Source organism: Martelella mediterranea (assembly GCF_021021415.1).
Classification (GTDB): domain Bacteria; phylum Pseudomonadota; class Alphaproteobacteria; order Rhizobiales; family Rhizobiaceae; genus Martelella; species Martelella mediterranea_C.
Genome location: NZ_JAINWJ010000008.1, coordinates 151,095 through 165,528, shown reverse-complemented (window position 1 = coordinate 165,528; position 14,434 = coordinate 151,095). Strand labels below are relative to the sequence as shown.

At 60.1% G+C, this 14,434-nt stretch carries 14 protein-coding genes and 1 tRNA gene; 7 read left to right on the top strand and 8 right to left on the bottom strand.

Annotated features, from left to right (window positions below):
* Nucleotides 1–46: 46 nt before the first annotated feature.
* Complete coding sequence (gene ppdK / locus K7H91_RS06390) at nt 47–2,722, top strand: pyruvate, phosphate dikinase (protein WP_230719364.1); 2,676 nt, start codon at nt 47–49, stop codon at nt 2,720–2,722.
* Here ppdK and K7H91_RS06385 read toward each other — a convergent pair.
* Complete coding sequence (locus K7H91_RS06385; protein ID WP_230719363.1) at nt 2,704–3,606, bottom strand: MBL fold metallo-hydrolase; 903 nt, start codon at nt 3,604–3,606, stop codon at nt 2,704–2,706. The genes ppdK and K7H91_RS06385 overlap by 19 nt on opposite strands.
* Before the next feature lie 284 nt (nt 3,607–3,890).
* Between K7H91_RS06385 and K7H91_RS06380 the strand changes: the two genes are divergently transcribed.
* The 4 genes from K7H91_RS06380 to arsH all read left to right on the top strand — a co-directional run bounded on the left by K7H91_RS06380 (nt 3,891) and on the right by arsH (nt 6,142).
* Nucleotides 3,891–3,965, top strand: a tRNA-Gln gene (locus K7H91_RS06380).
* Between the two features lie 696 nt (nt 3,966–4,661).
* Nucleotides 4,662–4,997, top strand: a complete 336-nt coding sequence (locus K7H91_RS06375) for an ArsR/SmtB family transcription factor (protein WP_230719440.1) — start codon at nt 4,662–4,664, stop codon at nt 4,995–4,997.
* Nucleotides 4,998–5,003: 6 nt separating this feature from the next.
* On the top strand, nt 5,004–5,417 hold the full coding sequence (gene arsC / locus K7H91_RS06370; protein ID WP_230719362.1) for an arsenate reductase (glutaredoxin): 414 nt from the start codon (nt 5,004–5,006) through the stop codon (nt 5,415–5,417).
* Nucleotides 5,414–6,142, top strand: a complete 729-nt coding sequence (arsH, locus tag K7H91_RS06365) for an arsenical resistance protein ArsH (protein ID WP_230719361.1) — start codon at nt 5,414–5,416, stop codon at nt 6,140–6,142. The genes arsC and arsH overlap by 4 nt, the downstream gene beginning before the upstream one ends.
* 41 nt (nt 6,143–6,183) lie before the next feature.
* Here the strand turns inward: arsH and K7H91_RS06360 are convergent, their stop codons facing one another.
* The 7 genes from K7H91_RS06360 to K7H91_RS06330 form a co-directional block, all read right to left on the bottom strand.
* On the bottom strand, nt 6,184–6,993 hold the full coding sequence (locus K7H91_RS06360) for a helix-turn-helix domain-containing protein (protein WP_230719360.1): 810 nt from the start codon (nt 6,991–6,993) through the stop codon (nt 6,184–6,186).
* Between the two features lie 97 nt (nt 6,994–7,090).
* Nucleotides 7,091–7,798 (bottom strand): winged helix-turn-helix domain-containing protein, encoded by a 708-nt coding sequence (locus K7H91_RS06355; protein ID WP_230719359.1) that lies wholly within the window; start codon nt 7,796–7,798, stop codon nt 7,091–7,093.
* Nucleotides 7,799–7,828: 30 nt separating this feature from the next.
* Complete coding sequence (gene phoU / locus K7H91_RS06350; RefSeq protein WP_018065832.1) at nt 7,829–8,506, bottom strand: phosphate signaling complex protein PhoU; 678 nt, start codon at nt 8,504–8,506, stop codon at nt 7,829–7,831.
* Nucleotides 8,507–8,527: 21 nt separating this feature from the next.
* Nucleotides 8,528–9,325 (bottom strand): phosphate ABC transporter ATP-binding protein PstB, encoded by a 798-nt coding sequence (pstB, locus tag K7H91_RS06345; RefSeq protein WP_230719439.1) that lies wholly within the window; start codon nt 9,323–9,325, stop codon nt 8,528–8,530.
* A gap of 84 nt (nt 9,326–9,409) precedes the next feature.
* A complete protein-coding gene (gene pstA, locus K7H91_RS06340; RefSeq protein WP_230719358.1) occupies nt 9,410–10,363 on the bottom strand; it encodes a phosphate ABC transporter permease PstA in 954 nt (317 codons plus the stop codon).
* A 1-nt stretch (nt 10,364) separates the two neighbouring features.
* Nucleotides 10,365–11,216 (bottom strand): phosphate ABC transporter permease subunit PstC, encoded by an 852-nt coding sequence (pstC, locus tag K7H91_RS06335; RefSeq protein ID WP_230719357.1) that lies wholly within the window; start codon nt 11,214–11,216, stop codon nt 10,365–10,367.
* Between the two features lie 147 nt (nt 11,217–11,363).
* Nucleotides 11,364–12,350, bottom strand: a complete 987-nt coding sequence (locus K7H91_RS06330) for a PstS family phosphate ABC transporter substrate-binding protein (protein ID WP_230719356.1) — start codon at nt 12,348–12,350, stop codon at nt 11,364–11,366.
* A gap of 354 nt (nt 12,351–12,704) precedes the next feature.
* Here K7H91_RS06330 and K7H91_RS06325 point away from each other — a divergent pair, with 354 nt between their 5' ends.
* Together K7H91_RS06325 and phnD are read left to right on the top strand one after the other, a co-directional pair.
* Nucleotides 12,705–13,235 carry an arsenate reductase ArsC gene (locus tag K7H91_RS06325; protein ID WP_230719355.1) on the top strand — a complete coding sequence of 177 codons (531 nt, stop codon included), beginning with the start codon at nt 12,705–12,707 and terminating at the stop codon, nt 13,233–13,235.
* A 194-nt stretch (nt 13,236–13,429) separates the two neighbouring features.
* Entirely contained in the window at nt 13,430–14,377 is a 948-nt protein-coding gene (gene phnD / locus K7H91_RS06320) for a phosphate/phosphite/phosphonate ABC transporter substrate-binding protein (RefSeq protein ID WP_230719354.1), read from the top strand.
* The last annotated feature ends 57 nt before the right edge of the window (nt 14,378–14,434 follow it).

Below are 14,434 nucleotides of genomic sequence, written 5' to 3'. Positions count from 1 at the left end.
TGCGGGAACAGTGGAGATGGTCCGTAAGGCGTGTGAAGGCGGATGCATGGCGAATTGGGTTTACGGCTTCGGCGCGGGAGATGAGCACGAGATTGACCGCGACCGGCTCGGCGGCAAGGGCGCGGGCCTTGCCGAGATGGCGCGCATGGGCCTGCCCGTACCCCCCGGCCTCACCATCATCGCCGATGTCTGCCGTTATTTCTACGATAACGGTCGCAGTTTCCCCGACGGGCTGAAGGAGGAGGTCGCCAAAGGCCTTGGCGCGGTCGAGGCGGCCACCGGCCGCCGCTTCGGCTCGGGCGAGCGCCCGCTGCTGCTTTCCGTCCGCTCCGGTTCGCGCGTCTCCATGCCCGGGATGATGGACACGATCCTGAATCTCGGCCTCAATGACGAGACCGTGCTGTCGCTTGCCCGCGACACGGGCGATGCCCGTTTCGCCTGGGACAGCTATCGCCGGTTCATCCAGATGTACAGCGATGTCGCGCTCGGGCTCGATCAGGAAGTGTTCGAGGAGCTTCTCGAGGAGCGTTTGTCCGAGCTTGGCCACCAGGCCGAAACCCAGCTGACCGCCGGTCAGCTTGAGGATATCGTCACAAGCTACAAGCAGCTTCTCAGCGAGGAACTCGACTGCGATTTCCCGCAGGACCCGTTCGAGCAGCTCTGGGGCGCGATCGCGGCGGTTTTCGCAAGCTGGACCAGCGCGCGCGCCATCGCCTACCGCACGCTGCACAATATTCCGACGGAATGGGGCACGGCGGTCAATATTCAGGCCATGGTGTTCGGCAATCTCGGCAACGGATCGGCCACCGGCGTCGCGTTTACCCGCAACCCGTCCACCGGCGAGAATGCGCTCTACGGCGAGTTTCTGGTCAACGCGCAGGGCGAGGATGTCGTTGCCGGCATTCGCACGCCGCAAAGCGTCACGGAAGCCGGCCGCATCGCTTCGGGCAACGAAAAGCCCTCGCTTGAAAAACTGATGCCGGAGGCTTTTGCGGAACTGGCCGCGATTTCCGCGCGGCTTGAGCGCCAGTATGGCGACATGCAGGACATGGAATTCACCATAGAGCGCGGCAAATTATGGATGCTGCAGACCCGCGGCGGCAAGCGCGCGGCGGGCGCCGCCGTCAAGATTGCGATGGATATGGCCGATGAGGGGCTGATCAGCCGCCGTGAGGCGATCATGCGCATCGATCCGGCGACGCTCGACCAGATGCTGCATCCGACCATCCGTCCGGAATATCGCGGCACCCAGATCGGCTCCGGCCTGCCGGCTTCGCCCGGGGCGGTCACCGGCGAAATCGTGTTCACCGCCGAGGAGGCGATTGCCGCCAAGGCGGAAAAACGCAGCGTCATTCTGGTGCGCACCGAAACCAGCCCGGAGGATATTCAGGGGATGACCGCGGCGGTCGGCGTGCTCACCACGCGCGGCGGCATGACCAGCCACGCGGCGGTCGTCGCCCGCGGCATGGGCGTTCCCTGCGTCACCGGCGCGGGCAATATGCGCGTCGACCGGTTCGACAATATCCTCCACGGCATTGGCGGGGTGATGCTCCACGCCGGCGACAAGGTGACCATCGACGGCGCCACCGGCCGGGTGATGAAGGGGGCAGCGCCGACGCAGAAGCCCGCGCTTTCCGAGGATTTCCAGCGGCTGATGGTCTGGGCCGACGAGGTGCGGCGCATGAAGGTGCGCACCAATGCCGATACGCCGGCGGACGCCCGCGCGGCGCGCGATTTCGGCGCGGAGGGGATCGGCCTTTGCCGCACCGAACACATGTTCTTCGAGGGCGGTCGCATCCACATGATGCGGCGGATGATCCTGGCTGAAACGGAAGAGGGCAGGCGCGCCGCGCTCGACCAGCTCCTGCCGATGCAACGGGACGATTTCGAGGCGCTGTTTTCGATCATGCACGGCCTGCCGGTGACCATCCGCCTGCTCGACCCGCCGCTGCACGAGTTCCTGCCGAAGACCGAAAGCGAGGTCGACGATGTCGCCGACGCGCTCGACATGGACAAGCAGGCGCTTCGGCATCGCCTCGACGCGCTTTATGAGTTCAACCCGATGCTCGGTCATCGCGGCTGTCGTCTGGCGATCTCCTATCCGGAGATCACCGAAATGCAGGCGCGGGCGATCTTCGAGGCCGCCGTTGCCGCTGCCCGCGCCACCGGCGAGGCCGTGGTGCCGGAAATCATGGTGCCGCTTGTGTCGCTGCGCGCCGAGCTCGACTATGTGAAGGAACGCATCGACGCGGTTGCCCGCGAGGTGATGACAGAAGCCGGCATGGAGATCGAGTATCTCGTCGGCACCATGATCGAGCTGCCGCGCGCGGCCCTTCGCGCCCACAAGATCGCCGAAACCTCCGCCTTCTTCTCGCTCGGCACCAACGACCTGACCCAGACGACGTTCGGGATGTCGCGTGACGATGCGCCGGGCTTTATCGGCACCTACCAGAAAAAAGGCATTATCGAGCGCGATCCGTTCGTCTCACTGGATTTCGACGGCGTCGGTGAACTGATGCGGATGGCCGCGGAGCGCGGCCGCCAGACTCGAAGCGATCTCCAGATCGGCATCTGCGGCGAGCATGGCGGCGATCCGGTTTCGATCCGCTTCTGCGAGGGGCTGGCGCTGGACTATGTCTCCTGCTCGCCATTCAGGGTGCCCACCGCCCGCCTTGCCGCCGCCCAGGCGACGATCGGGCAGTCTCAGTCAGAAAGCCTGTAACTGTTTTTCAGCATTGGCGGTCCATCCGTTTTCACCCGGCCGCGCTCGACCAGATCTTCCAGATGCGCCAGCACCGAAAGTGCTGCCGCACCATGGAGCTTCGGGTCCGTGGTGCGGTAGATCACCTTGACGATCTCGGCAATAGTCTCGTCTCCGGTCGCGATCCGCTCGAGGATCGCCTTTTCGCGCATGCGCCGGTGCGAGCGGGTGGCCCGCAACACGCCCTTGGCGTCGCGGATCGTGTCGCCGTGGCCCGATAGATAAACGGTTTCCGGGCGCTCCAGCAGTTTCTCGATCGAGGCCATGTAATCGCCCATTGAGCCATCGGGCGGGGCTACGATCGTGGTCGACCAGTCCATCACGTGATCGCCGCAAAACAGATAGGGCGTGCCCTGAAGCGCGAAGGCGAGGTGATTGGCGGTGTGGCCCGGCGTGTGCACGGCCTGAAGCGCGAAGCCATTATCGGCGGCGATTGTGTCGCCATCGCCGAGAACGATATCCGGCTGAAGCGCGCTATCGGCGCTCTCGGCAAAGGGATTGACCTCGCCGGCGAAAAGCGGGCGGGCGGTCTCATGCGGACCGAAGCCGGCGATCGGCGCCCCGGTTTCCGCCTTGAGACTGTGGGCCATCGGCGAATGGTCCATATGGGTGTGGGTGACGGCGATGAAGCGGACCCTGCGCCCGCCGATCGCGGCAAGCCAGTGCTCCAGATGCCCATCGATATCGGGCCCAGGATCGATGACGCCCACCTCGTCGCGGCCGACGAGATAGCCGTTCGTGCCGAAAAAGGTGAACGGCGAGGGGTTGTTCGCCGTCAACCGCGCAATGCCTTCCGCAAGCGGTACGGTGCGTCCATAGGCCGGATCGAATTCGGGTATGCCCATTCGCATTTCCTTCAACTTCTGTCCTGCCTGTCTGACACCATGCGCGCAAAATGCAAGGCCGGAGCGCCGGCCCGAAGATCGGTTTGAACTTCCTGCAAGCATGATGCATGGATTCGACCAGTGCGAGCGCCTGAGAGCCTCCGAACGGAGGCACGGCGCTCAATAACGCCAATTCCTGTCGCCGGCGAGAATCTCGTCAGGCGGACAGATTTAGACATTGAGACCGGGCGCGAGCTTTGCTAAGAGGCTGTGCGCACCGCCGGCCCCGGCCCGCGGGCTCATGCTGGGGTGTAGCCAAGCGGTAAGGCACCGGTTTTTGGTATCGGCATGCGCTGGTTCGAATCCAGCCACCCCAGCCAAATCTATCTCTAAGTTGCCAGTGAAGCATAAGTGTGCACGAAATGGCCATTTCTCGTGCATCCCCGAGTCAAGAAGATTTTTTGGATCGGCCCGTTTTTCCGAAAAATATAATAGATACAGATATTTGATATAGATTCGGTCCAGCGTTTTATTGGAAGCTGAGCTCCGCGCCACCGCCCGCAATACGGAGCCGCGCGCTCACCTTCTTCCAAATTTCCGTGCTCCAGCCGGCTTGGCAACTGATGACGGCGGCTTTGCGCCGCCATTTAGGTCATTCAAACTATGACTTGATGCTCCCGAAACTTGCCGTTCGCTGAACAGAGATAAGAACAACGCTAATGTTGGTCGGGGAGGGTATCCGTCGGAGGTGGAGGCCGGGCAGGAAGCTGAATTCGTGATGCGGGGCATGATTAAAGTCCGATCGCCTCGGAGAGACGAACCACCCGTGCGCGGTCTGCTAGCCGGGCTTACCGCGTTGAGCCGCTGGGGGATATCCTCGCCGAACTGCCTCCGTCGGACGAAGAGTCACCGACCTCCTGCCTTTCAAGCTCTCCAAAGCCACAACCGGCTAAGACATCGCAAACCTTCCGAAATCAAGAAGTCGAACGCGGAGTACGCCTGCAAGGCAAGTCACGCTTACGATTAATCGATTGAGCCCGGTTGCTATTCTCCATCATATCCACAATACTGGATATATGGACATAAAGAACATCACCGATAGTTTTGGCGCGCTTTCCCAAGAGACTCGTCTCGAAGCGTTTCGTCTCCTTGTGCGCCATGAACCCGAGGGACTCGCTGCCGGGGAAATCGCGCGTCAATTGTCTGTGCCGCACAACACCATGTCGGCACATCTTGCGGTGCTTTCACGGTCGGGATGGGTGATGTCGCGCCGACAGAGTCGCTCGATTATCTATCGCGCCAATCTCGATCACATGCAGGAAACCCTGCGATTTCTGGTTAGAGACTGCTGCGCAGGCCATCCGAAGGTTTGCGAGCCGTTTCGTGTTGAGTTGAATGAACAGAAGGAGTGAAAACGCTTGAGAACGACGATTTTTCACAACCCGGAATGTGGAACCTCTCGCAACACGCTTGCGATGATCGAAGCGTCGGGCGAAACCCCGACCGTGATCGAATATCTGAAATCTCCACCCGGTCGCGAACGGCTGACCGAACTGATATCGATGATGGCGATCACGCCAAGAGAGTTGCTGCGGCGCAAGGGAACGCCTTTTGAGGAACTCAATCTTGATGATCCGACGCTGAGTGATGATCAACTGATCGATGCCATGATGGCGCACCCGATCCTGATCAATCGTCCAATTGTGGTGTCAGAAAAAGGTGCGCGGTTATGCCGGCCTTCAGAGCGGGTACTTGAAATGCTGGCCAACCCGGTGGCGGTGTTTACCAAGGAAGACGGCGATGTGGTGCGCTTCGGCGGGGCAAATCAATGAGCGGGACCGAACGCCTCGATGACCTGCCGAATATCGATCCGGACAAGTTGCCTCCAGTTGACGTCGATCTGCTGGCGGGTCCGGATGCGCCTCGCCATCCCCCCAGGATTCTGGTGCTTTACGGTTCGTTGCGCGAGCGCTCCTTTTCACGCCTGGCCTCCGAAGAGGCGATGAGACTGCTGCGCTGGTACGGCTGCGAAGTGCGCACCTTCAAACCGTCGGGTCTACCTCTGCCTGACGATGCGGATTCCGGCCACCCGAAAGTCCAGGAGTTGCGCGACCTCGCCCAATGGTCCGAGGGCATGCTGTGGGTCAGCCCCGAGCGGCATGGCGCGATGACCGGCATCATGAAGACGCAGATCGACTGGATACCGCTATCGCTGGGCGGTATCCGGCCCACCCAGGGCAAGACACTGGCGGTCATGGAGGTTTCGGGCGGCAGCCAGAGCTTCAATGCCGTCAACCAGATGCGAATCCTCGGGCGCTGGATGCGTATGATCACCATCCCCAATCAATCATCCGTACCCAGGGCCTTCACCGAGTTTGACGAAGTCGGGCGCATGAAGCCTTCCCCTCTGTACATGCGTATCGTCGATGTGTGTGAGGAACTTGTGAAGTTCACCTGGCTGACGCGGGGTAGGGCTGGCTATCTCACCGACCGTTATTCAGAACGCGTCGAAAGTGCGGCAGAACTCTCTCGCCGCGTCAACCAGAACACGCACTGAAGAAAAGGTCTTTCAGCCGCCGGTTTTCGACAGTCCTCAACTCAAACCAGTTGAAGCCTTCCGATATCGTCAACCTTGTTCTGCAGGGCTGCCCGATCGAGGGCTGCGCCCTGAAGCTCGGCGAAGGGCTGAATGCGCCGGCTCATGGCCTGATAGGTCTGGCGAAACAGTTCGAGGCGTTTATCGTCGCTGAGGTCGCCCGCGGCAGGATCCGGGTGACCCCAATGCGCTGTAACCGGCTGTCCGGGCCAGACCGGGCATTCTTCATTGGCCGCCTGGTCGCACACAGTGAAAACGAAGTCCATTTGCGGCGCGGCCGGCTTCTGAAACTCGGCGATCGAGCTTGTCCCCAGTTCTGAAATCTCGTGTCCGTTTTCTTCAAGAACCTGCAGGGTCAAGGGATGGACCGCGCCATGTGACGATGTGCCTGCGGAATAGGCTGCAAACCGCTCAGGCGCGGTGTCACGCAGGATGACTTCGGCAAAGATTGACCGCGCTGAATTGCGCGTACAGACGAACAGGACATTATATCTGCGGTGATCGCTCGCGTCGAAATCTATCGTGCGATGGTCATTGTTTGTTCGGCCCCGACAACAATCCTCCGAGAGGAAGCCTATCAGCGACTTCGCGCCGGATAGATCGGCGCTGTACAACAAGGAGTTCCCGTCGCGATCCTGATGGACGAGACCCGCACGCCGCAGAACCGATAGATAGATGGAAAGCGTCGAGCGTTTATAGCCAAGTGTTTCGGCCAGTTCACCGGCTGCCACTGATTGCGGATATCGTCGAACCAGAACGCGGAATACGTGGAGCCGTCCGGCGTGCCCGAGCGCATCGAGCATCCCGACCATGTCATCTATCATTACGTGCATGCCTCTTCAGTGCAGTCATAAGTCCGATTTATGCTTATGACCGGAAGAGACAACGATTTTGTGTCAGCCGCAAGGTTTAGCCGAGGGCGTAGCCTATTCCCCTGATTGTTCGGAGCGGGTAGTTCGTTTTCTTCTGGTTGAGCACCTTGCGCAGACGGCCGATATGCACATCCACACTGCGAATATCGACATCGCCTTTGCGCCGTCCGGCGCGTTCCAACAACTGTTCCCTGGTGAAGGGGCGTCCAGGACGACTCATGAAGGCCGCAAGCATGCGATATTCGGTTGGACCGAGATGCACGGGGCGTCCTTCGATATAGACCCGCAGCGCGTCTTCATCCAGAGCGATGCGCTCAAAGGTGAGGCAGGGCCTTACCTTTCCGGAATCGATACGACGAAGCTGGACATGGAGCCGCGCCGCCAGCTCCGATGAAGAGTAGGGTTTGGACAGGTAATCGTCTGCGCCCAGTTCAAGCCCCTTGACCTTGTCTTCCTCGCCGGAACTGCCGGACAGAATGATCAGCGGCATCTGCCTCGTGGCGCTGTCCTGTTTGAAGCTGCGGCACAGGTTGAAGCCATAATCATTCGGTGCGACGCAATTGAAAAGGACGATGTCCGGCCTCTCATCTCTTGCCGCCTGCAGCGGCGTCTTGCCGTCCATCGCCACACACGCAGCATATCCGCTGTCCTGCAGTTGCCGGAACAGGGAGTCCCGTTCGACCATCCCGTTTTCGACCACGAGAATTCTGGGTTTCAGCAGATCGAGTGCTTTCTGCTTCAGCATGGCGGTTCCCGTCTTATTTGTTGACCCGTCTTATGTGTCGATCGATCCGTCTGGCGCTTCGCGTCTGCTCATGAAAATCACTTCTTCGGCAATATTCGTGGCGTGGTCACCGATACGCTCCAGGCTTTTGGCGGCAAACAGCAGATGGATATCGGACTTCAGTTTCGAGGTGTCTCGCCGGCTGCCTGCCAGAACAAGGTGAAACAGATCGTCATGGAGGACATCGATACGCCTGTCGCCGCGCACCACCTTGTGCGCCAGGTCAACATCCCGGCGCACAAGGGCATCATTGGCATCTTCCAATGCTCCAAGAACCGCGGCATGCAGCTGTCTGAACAGTTCAGCTGCATCCGCCGATATCCGGGAGTTGCGGTCCGCAATGGCGCGTTTGGCGATATTCTTCGCATGATCCGCCGCGCGCTCAAGGTTTCCCGCGCTGTGCTCGATGGCGATGACCTGGCGAAGGTCACCGGCCACCGGCTGATAGCGCACCAGTATATCCAGACAGCGGGCGCGGATTGTCTCCAATTCGCGGTCCACGACCAGATCGTTTTCAACCACTTCACCGGCGCGCACCAGATCGTTGTCGAGAAGCACGTGGGCTGCGCTTGCAACCATGGCCTGAACATGTTCCGTCATGATCAGGACGGCGGCGGACAGGTCACTCAGTGCCTGTTCAAAGGCTTGCAGCGTATGTCGCTTTTCCATTTGCTTCCTTTCGACATCTCATCAACCGTAGCGTCCGGTGATGTAGTTCTCCGTGCGGGGATGCTGGGGATTATTGAAAATCTGGCTCGTTTCGCCGAATTCAGTCAGTTCGCCCAGATACATGAATGCCGTGCGGTGCGAGATGCGCGCCGCCTGCTGCATGTTGTGGGTGACGATCACGATGGTCACCGATTTCGCGAGTTCCTGGACCAGGTCCTCTACCTTGGCCGTCGCTATCGGATCGAGCGCCGATGTCGGCTCGTCCAGAAGCAGGATTTCCGGGTTCGGAGCCAGACCGCGTGCGATGCACAGACGCTGCTGCTGCCCGCCCGAAAGGTCGTAGGCCGAGCCATTGAGCTTGTCCTTGACCTCGTCCCAGATCGCGGCGCGCTTTAATGCGCTTTCCACCGCTTCGTCGATCACCTGGCGTTTGCTGATCCCGCGCACGCGCAAGCCGGCAGCCACGTTTTCGTAAATCGATTTGGGAAAGGGATTCGGCTTCTGGAACACCATGCCGATGCGCAGTCGCACCAGCACAGGATCGGCGTCGCGGCCGACCAGGTTCTCGCCCTCCGGCTCCAGTATTACCCGTCCCTCGTAGCGGTTGCCGGGGTAGAGATCGTGCATCCGGTTGAGGCTGCGCAGAAGGGTGGACTTGCCGCATCCCGAGGAGCCGATGATCGCCGTCACCTTGCGGTCGAGGATCGGCATGTTGACATTCTTGATCGCCTGGAAACCGTCGGCGTAGTAAAAGCTGAAATCCTCAATCCGGGCGCGTAGCGCTTCGCTCTCAGCCGCAGGCTTGATCGGAGGCGGCATGGCCGCCTCGCGTTCATCTTGAAGTTTGTTTTTCTCGATCTCGGCGTCTGCTTTTTCGGCTGTCATGTTGTCATCAATCATGGTTCAGTTTCTGTGTCCTTTGCGGAGCCGATACCGGATCCAGATGGCGATGCCGTTGAGCGAAAAGGTCAACACGATCAGCACCACACCGGTTGCGGCCGCGGCGGTGTGAAAACCAGCCTGAGGTCGGGAAATCCAGTTGAACATCTGGATCGGCAGCACGGTGAAACCGTCATTGAGCCAGGCGAAGGAGATGAACGGAAACTCTCCGGTCACGGGCGGCGGCGGAAGGAAGGCGATGAAGGTCAGCGCGCCAATCGTGATGATCGGGGCGGTCTCGCCGATGGCGCGGCTGAGACCCACGATGGCACCGGTCAGGATGCCAGGCCGCGCCGCCGGTATGATGTAGTGCCACATGACCTGCCATTGATCGGCTCCAAGGCCATAAGCACTCTCCTTGATGATCGAAGGGATCGAGCGCACCGCCTCGCGGGTCGAGACGATTACGATCGGAAGGATCAGCAGTGCGAGCGTCATGCCGGCCACGAGGATCGTCTTGCCGAGGTCGAACCCGTAGACGAAGAGACCGAGCGCCAGAAGACCGTAGATGATCGAAGGTACGCCGGCGAGGTTGGACACGTTGATCTCGATGAAGTTCGAGACCCACCCCTTCCTGGCATATTCCTCCAGATAAAGCCCCGCGCCGATCCCGATGGGAATGGCGAGGAAAGCGGTCACCAACATTACCAGAAGCGAGCCGACCCATGCCGATAGAATACCTGCCCGCTCCGGTATGCGCGACGGATAACTGGTCATGAAATCGTAACTGATGCGGGTGGCGCCGCGGATGACAAGGTCGCCGATCAGCGTCAGAAGCAGCGCCATTGCGATGGCCATGACGATCAGCCCGCCGGAGGCGAAGATGATGTCTTTCTTCTTGGCGCGGACGACCGCGTCGAACGCCGCCTGGTTCGTTGAAGCACCGTTGCCCGGCATTCCTTCGGTTGTGGTGGCCATCTCAGTATGCCTCGCGGAACTTGCGGCGCAGGTAGAAGCCGATGACATTGAAGGCGAGCGTGATGACAAAGAGCAGCAAGCCCACCGCAAAGATCGATTCGTACGCGACCGATCCATGCGCCACGTCACCGAGGCTCATCTGCACGATATAGGCTGTGATTGTCGCGGCCCCCTCGCGCGGGTCCCATGTCAGGTTCGGGTTCTGGCCTGCTGCGATCGCCAGTACCATCGTCTCGCCCACCGCGCGCGACATGCCGAGGATGAAGGCGGCGGTGATGCCCGAAAACGCGCCGGGGATGACGATACGTGTCGCCACCTGCCATTTCGCCATGCCAAGCGCGTAACCGCCTTCGCGCAAACTGTTGGGCACGGCGCGCATCGCATCTTCAGAGACAGAGACAACGTAGGGCAGGATCATGATGCCGAGGATGATGCCGGGCACCAGCAGGTTGATGCCCTTGAGCCCGGGAATGAACTGTTGCAGAAATGGCGTCATCACCAGAAGCGCGAAATAACCGTAAACCACAGTGGGCACCGCCTCGAGCATTTCGAGCGCAGGCTTCACCGTCTCACGCACCGCCGGCCTGGCATATTCGCTGAGATAGATTGCCATGACCAGGCCGAAAGGCACCGCGATGATCATAGCAAGCCCCGCCGTTTGCAATGTCGCCGCCAAGAGAGGCAGGACCCCGAATTGCGGGTCGGCAAAGACCGGCGTCCACATCGTGCCGAACAGGAAGTCGAACAGCGGCACATGGGCAAAGAACCCGGCCGAATCGCGTATCAGAATATAGACGATGGCGAATGTGACGAATACCGACAGTGCCGCGCACAGGAACAGGAAAACCCTCATGCCCCGGTCGATCAGTCGCCGTCTTTTGACAAAACCGCTGTTGATGAGTTCCGCTGAACTGGGAATGGAATCTACGGGCACCGCAACCTCGCTTGACCGGAAAAAGATGCGGCGGGCGAAAAGACCCGCCGCCGAGATGAAATGCGCCTAGTTGGCAGCCTTCAGAAGATCGTCGGGCGTGACGCCGACCTTGGAGCCGCCATCGAAGAACGAGCCGGTCGAGCGGGCAACGATCTTTTCTTCGGCAAGCGAGAAGGCCTTGCTGGGCAGCGCCAGATAGCCGGTGGAGGCCACGAGTTCCGGCGCGAGTTCCGGGTTGAACATGAACTTGGCGAAATCCTCGACATTCGCCTTCGTGTCCAGGTGCTCTTTGTTCGCGTAGATGAACAGCGGACGGGTCAGTGGCTGATACGCGCCGCTGGCCGCGTTTTCGGTGGTCGGCGCAACGCAATCACCGCCGTTATAGGAGATTTCCAGCGGCTTCACGCGGCCACGGTTCTCTTCGACATAGGCCAGACCGAGGAAGCCGATGGCATCGACGTCGGTCGATACGCCCTGGATGGTGATGTTGTCGTCTTCGGTCGCGGTGAAATCGCCGCGCGAGGCGCCCTCTTCGCCGATGATGGCGAAGGTGAAGTAGTCGTAGGTGCCCGAATCTGTGCCGGCACCGAACAGGGTGAGCGGCTGGTCCGGGTATTCCGGGTTCAACTGGTTCCAGCTGTTGACGACACCCTGGGCTTTGGTCTCGTAAGCCGTCTTCAGCTCTTCGACGGTCATGCAGCTGATCGGGTTATCGGGGTTCACGATGACGGCCAGCGCGTCCATGGCGAGGGGCATTTCGAGGAACTCGATGCCGTTCTCGGCGCAAAGCTCTTTTTCCTCGTTCTTGATCGGGCGCGATGCGCCGGAGAAGCTGGTCTCGCCGCGGCAGAACTTCTTGAAGCCGCCACCGGTACCTGACACGCCGACGACGACGCGGTTGCCGGTTGCGATCTGGTACTCCTCGGCAAACGCCTCGGAGACGGGGAACACGGTCGACGAGCCGTCAACCTGGATAGCATCTTCCTGCGCAGCGGCCTGATAGGCAAGCAGGGAGGCGGCGGTGAAAACGGCGACTGAAAGTGTCTTCTTCATTGGAATAATCTCTCCTGGCTGGATCGGGTGTCGAATCCATTTCGGGTTTCAACGGGTGGTTCCCGGGAGACGGTAAAACATAGTCATGTTACAGTTTCATGAAATTGCAACATAGATAGTTTAAGGGGACTTGCAGCGGCCTGTTTGCGACCTCGCGACGTTCCAATGCAGTCGGCAAGGCGGGGAATAGGAGGCGCCGTCCAACCGAAAGCCACAGCCACGGCGCATTTGATTTGCCGATCCGCCTTGCCGTCATGGCTTTACGCAGGTTGGCGACCGGTCGCAGTCACTACGCTTTCCGGCAAACGGCGCTTCCGCGCATTTTCACACCGGTATGCAAATGAGAGTTCAGCGATGACAGACAATCACAGCTTCAACATTCTCTTTCTCTGCACGGGAAACTCGGCACGGTCGATCATGGCTGAAGCCATTCTCAGCACGGAGGGTGCAGGTCGGTTTGCGGCTTTCTCTGCAGGTAGCCGGCCGAAAGGCGCCGTTCATCCGCTCGCGCTCAAGGTGCTGGCGGCACAGGGCTACCCGGTCGAGGGGCTTCACTCGAAGAGCTGGGATGCCTTTTCGGTCCCCGGCGCGCCCGCTTTCGACTTCATCTTCACGCTCTGTGACAGCGCCGCGGGCGAGGCCTGCCCGATCGCGCGCGGAGCAGCGAAGCGGGCGCATTGGGGTATTGAAGATCCTGCCGCCGTCGAGGGGACCGAGGCGCAAAAGGAACTGGCCTTTGTGCAGACGGCACAATTTCTCAAAAGCCGGATCAACGCCTTCCTCAGCCTCCCGATGGAAAAGATCGAGCAGATGGCCCTGGAGGCAAGGCTGAACCAGATCGGGCGTATGGAAGGCGCGACGGATCTCGCGGCAAAGAGCGAGTGACCGCTGAAGGAGACGTTTCCGGTTTAACGGCCTTTGCAGCGTTATCGGCGCGGGAGCCGCCGCGGCTCTGCTTGCCGGGAACTTTATTATCGTTGGCCTGAAAGCGCTCAACCGCGCAGCAGCGTTGTATAGCTGTAATAAAACGCTGCTAAGCCCGACCCAAATGACATCCAAACATTGATCGGAGATATAACATGCGTCGTATTCTTCTTGCTGCAACCGTGCTCGCGTCCATGACTGTTCCTGCTTTTGCAGATTTTACGCTGGACAGCCGCTACACGGATGCCGACGGCGATCTGATTGCCGACATCCCGTCCGATCCGGCTGAACTCTCCGACCCTTCGGTGCTGATCTTCGCCTACACGCCGGTTGAAGATCCGGCCGTCTATGCGGAGGCATGGAAGGACTTTCTGACGCATATGGAAGAGGTTACCGGCAAGCGGGTCCAGTTCTTCCCGGTCGATTCCAATGCCGCCCAGATCGAGGCCATGCGCGCCGGTCGTCTTCATATTGCCGGTTTCAATACCGGTTCGAACCCGCTGGCCGTCGCCTGCGCCGGTTTCCGTCCGTTCACCATGATGGTCGCCGCAGACGGCTCGTTCGGTTACGAGATGGAAATCATCACCTATCCGGGCTCCGGCATTGCCGAAGTTGAAGACATCAAGGGCAAGACCCTGGCGTTTTCGTCCGAAACCTCCAATTCCGGTTTCAAGGCCCCTTCGGCCATTCTGAAATCCGAATACGGCATGGAAGCCGGCACTGATTTCGAGGCAACCTTCTCCGGCAAGCACGACAACACCATTCTCGGTGTCGCCAACAAGGATTATCCGGCCGGCGCCATCGCCAACTCCGTTCGCAAGCGCATGCTCGCCCGTGAGGTGATTTCCGACGACCAGATAGAGATCATCTATACCTCGCAGACATTCCCTACCACTGGCTATGGCGTAGCGCACAACCTGACGCCCGAGCTTCAGGACAAGATCAAGGACGCCTTCGCCTCGTTCGAATGGGAAGGCTCTTCGCTTGAGGAGGAATTCTCGAAATCCGGCGAAGCGCAGTTCATCCCGATCACCTTCAAGGACAACTGGGCCGTGATCCGCCAGATCGACGCGGCAAACGGCGTTTCGTACAACTGCCAGTAAAATCCGGTACAATCCTTGCGAACGGGCGGAGGAAATCCGCCCGTTCCGCTATTGTGG

What these genes read in the sequence shown, in the direction of transcription:
- ppdK (WP_230719364.1), top strand. Translation starts at nt 47, where the DNA reads ATGGCGAATTGGGTTTACGGCTTCGGCGCGGGAGATGAGCACGAGATT.
- pstA (WP_230719358.1), bottom strand. Translation starts at nt 10,363, where the DNA reads ATGGCCACCACAACCGAAGGAATGCCGGGCAACGGTGCTTCAACGAAC.
- K7H91_RS06325 (WP_230719355.1), top strand. Translation starts at nt 12,705, where the DNA reads ATGACAGACAATCACAGCTTCAACATTCTCTTTCTCTGCACGGGAAAC.
- phnD (WP_230719354.1), top strand. Translation starts at nt 13,430, where the DNA reads ATGCGTCGTATTCTTCTTGCTGCAACCGTGCTCGCGTCCATGACTGTT.
- pstC (WP_230719357.1), bottom strand. Translation starts at nt 11,216, where the DNA reads ATGAGGGTTTTCCTGTTCCTGTGCGCGGCACTGTCGGTATTCGTCACA.
- pstB (WP_230719439.1), bottom strand. Translation starts at nt 9,325, where the DNA reads ATGCCGCCTCCGATCAAGCCTGCGGCTGAGAGCGAAGCGCTACGCGCC.
- K7H91_RS06375 (WP_230719440.1), top strand. Translation starts at nt 4,662, where the DNA reads ATGGACATAAAGAACATCACCGATAGTTTTGGCGCGCTTTCCCAAGAG.
- K7H91_RS06355 (WP_230719359.1), bottom strand. Translation starts at nt 7,798, where the DNA reads ATGCTGAAGCAGAAAGCACTCGATCTGCTGAAACCCAGAATTCTCGTG.
- K7H91_RS06330 (WP_230719356.1), bottom strand. Translation starts at nt 12,350, where the DNA reads ATGAAGAAGACACTTTCAGTCGCCGTTTTCACCGCCGCCTCCCTGCTT.
- arsH (WP_230719361.1), top strand. Translation starts at nt 5,414, where the DNA reads ATGAGCGGGACCGAACGCCTCGATGACCTGCCGAATATCGATCCGGAC.
- K7H91_RS06360 (WP_230719360.1), bottom strand. Translation starts at nt 6,993, where the DNA reads ATGGTCGGGATGCTCGATGCGCTCGGGCACGCCGGACGGCTCCACGTA.
- phoU (WP_018065832.1), bottom strand. Translation starts at nt 8,506, where the DNA reads ATGGAAAAGCGACATACGCTGCAAGCCTTTGAACAGGCACTGAGTGAC.
- K7H91_RS06385 (WP_230719363.1), bottom strand. Translation starts at nt 3,606, where the DNA reads ATGGGCATACCCGAATTCGATCCGGCCTATGGACGCACCGTACCGCTT.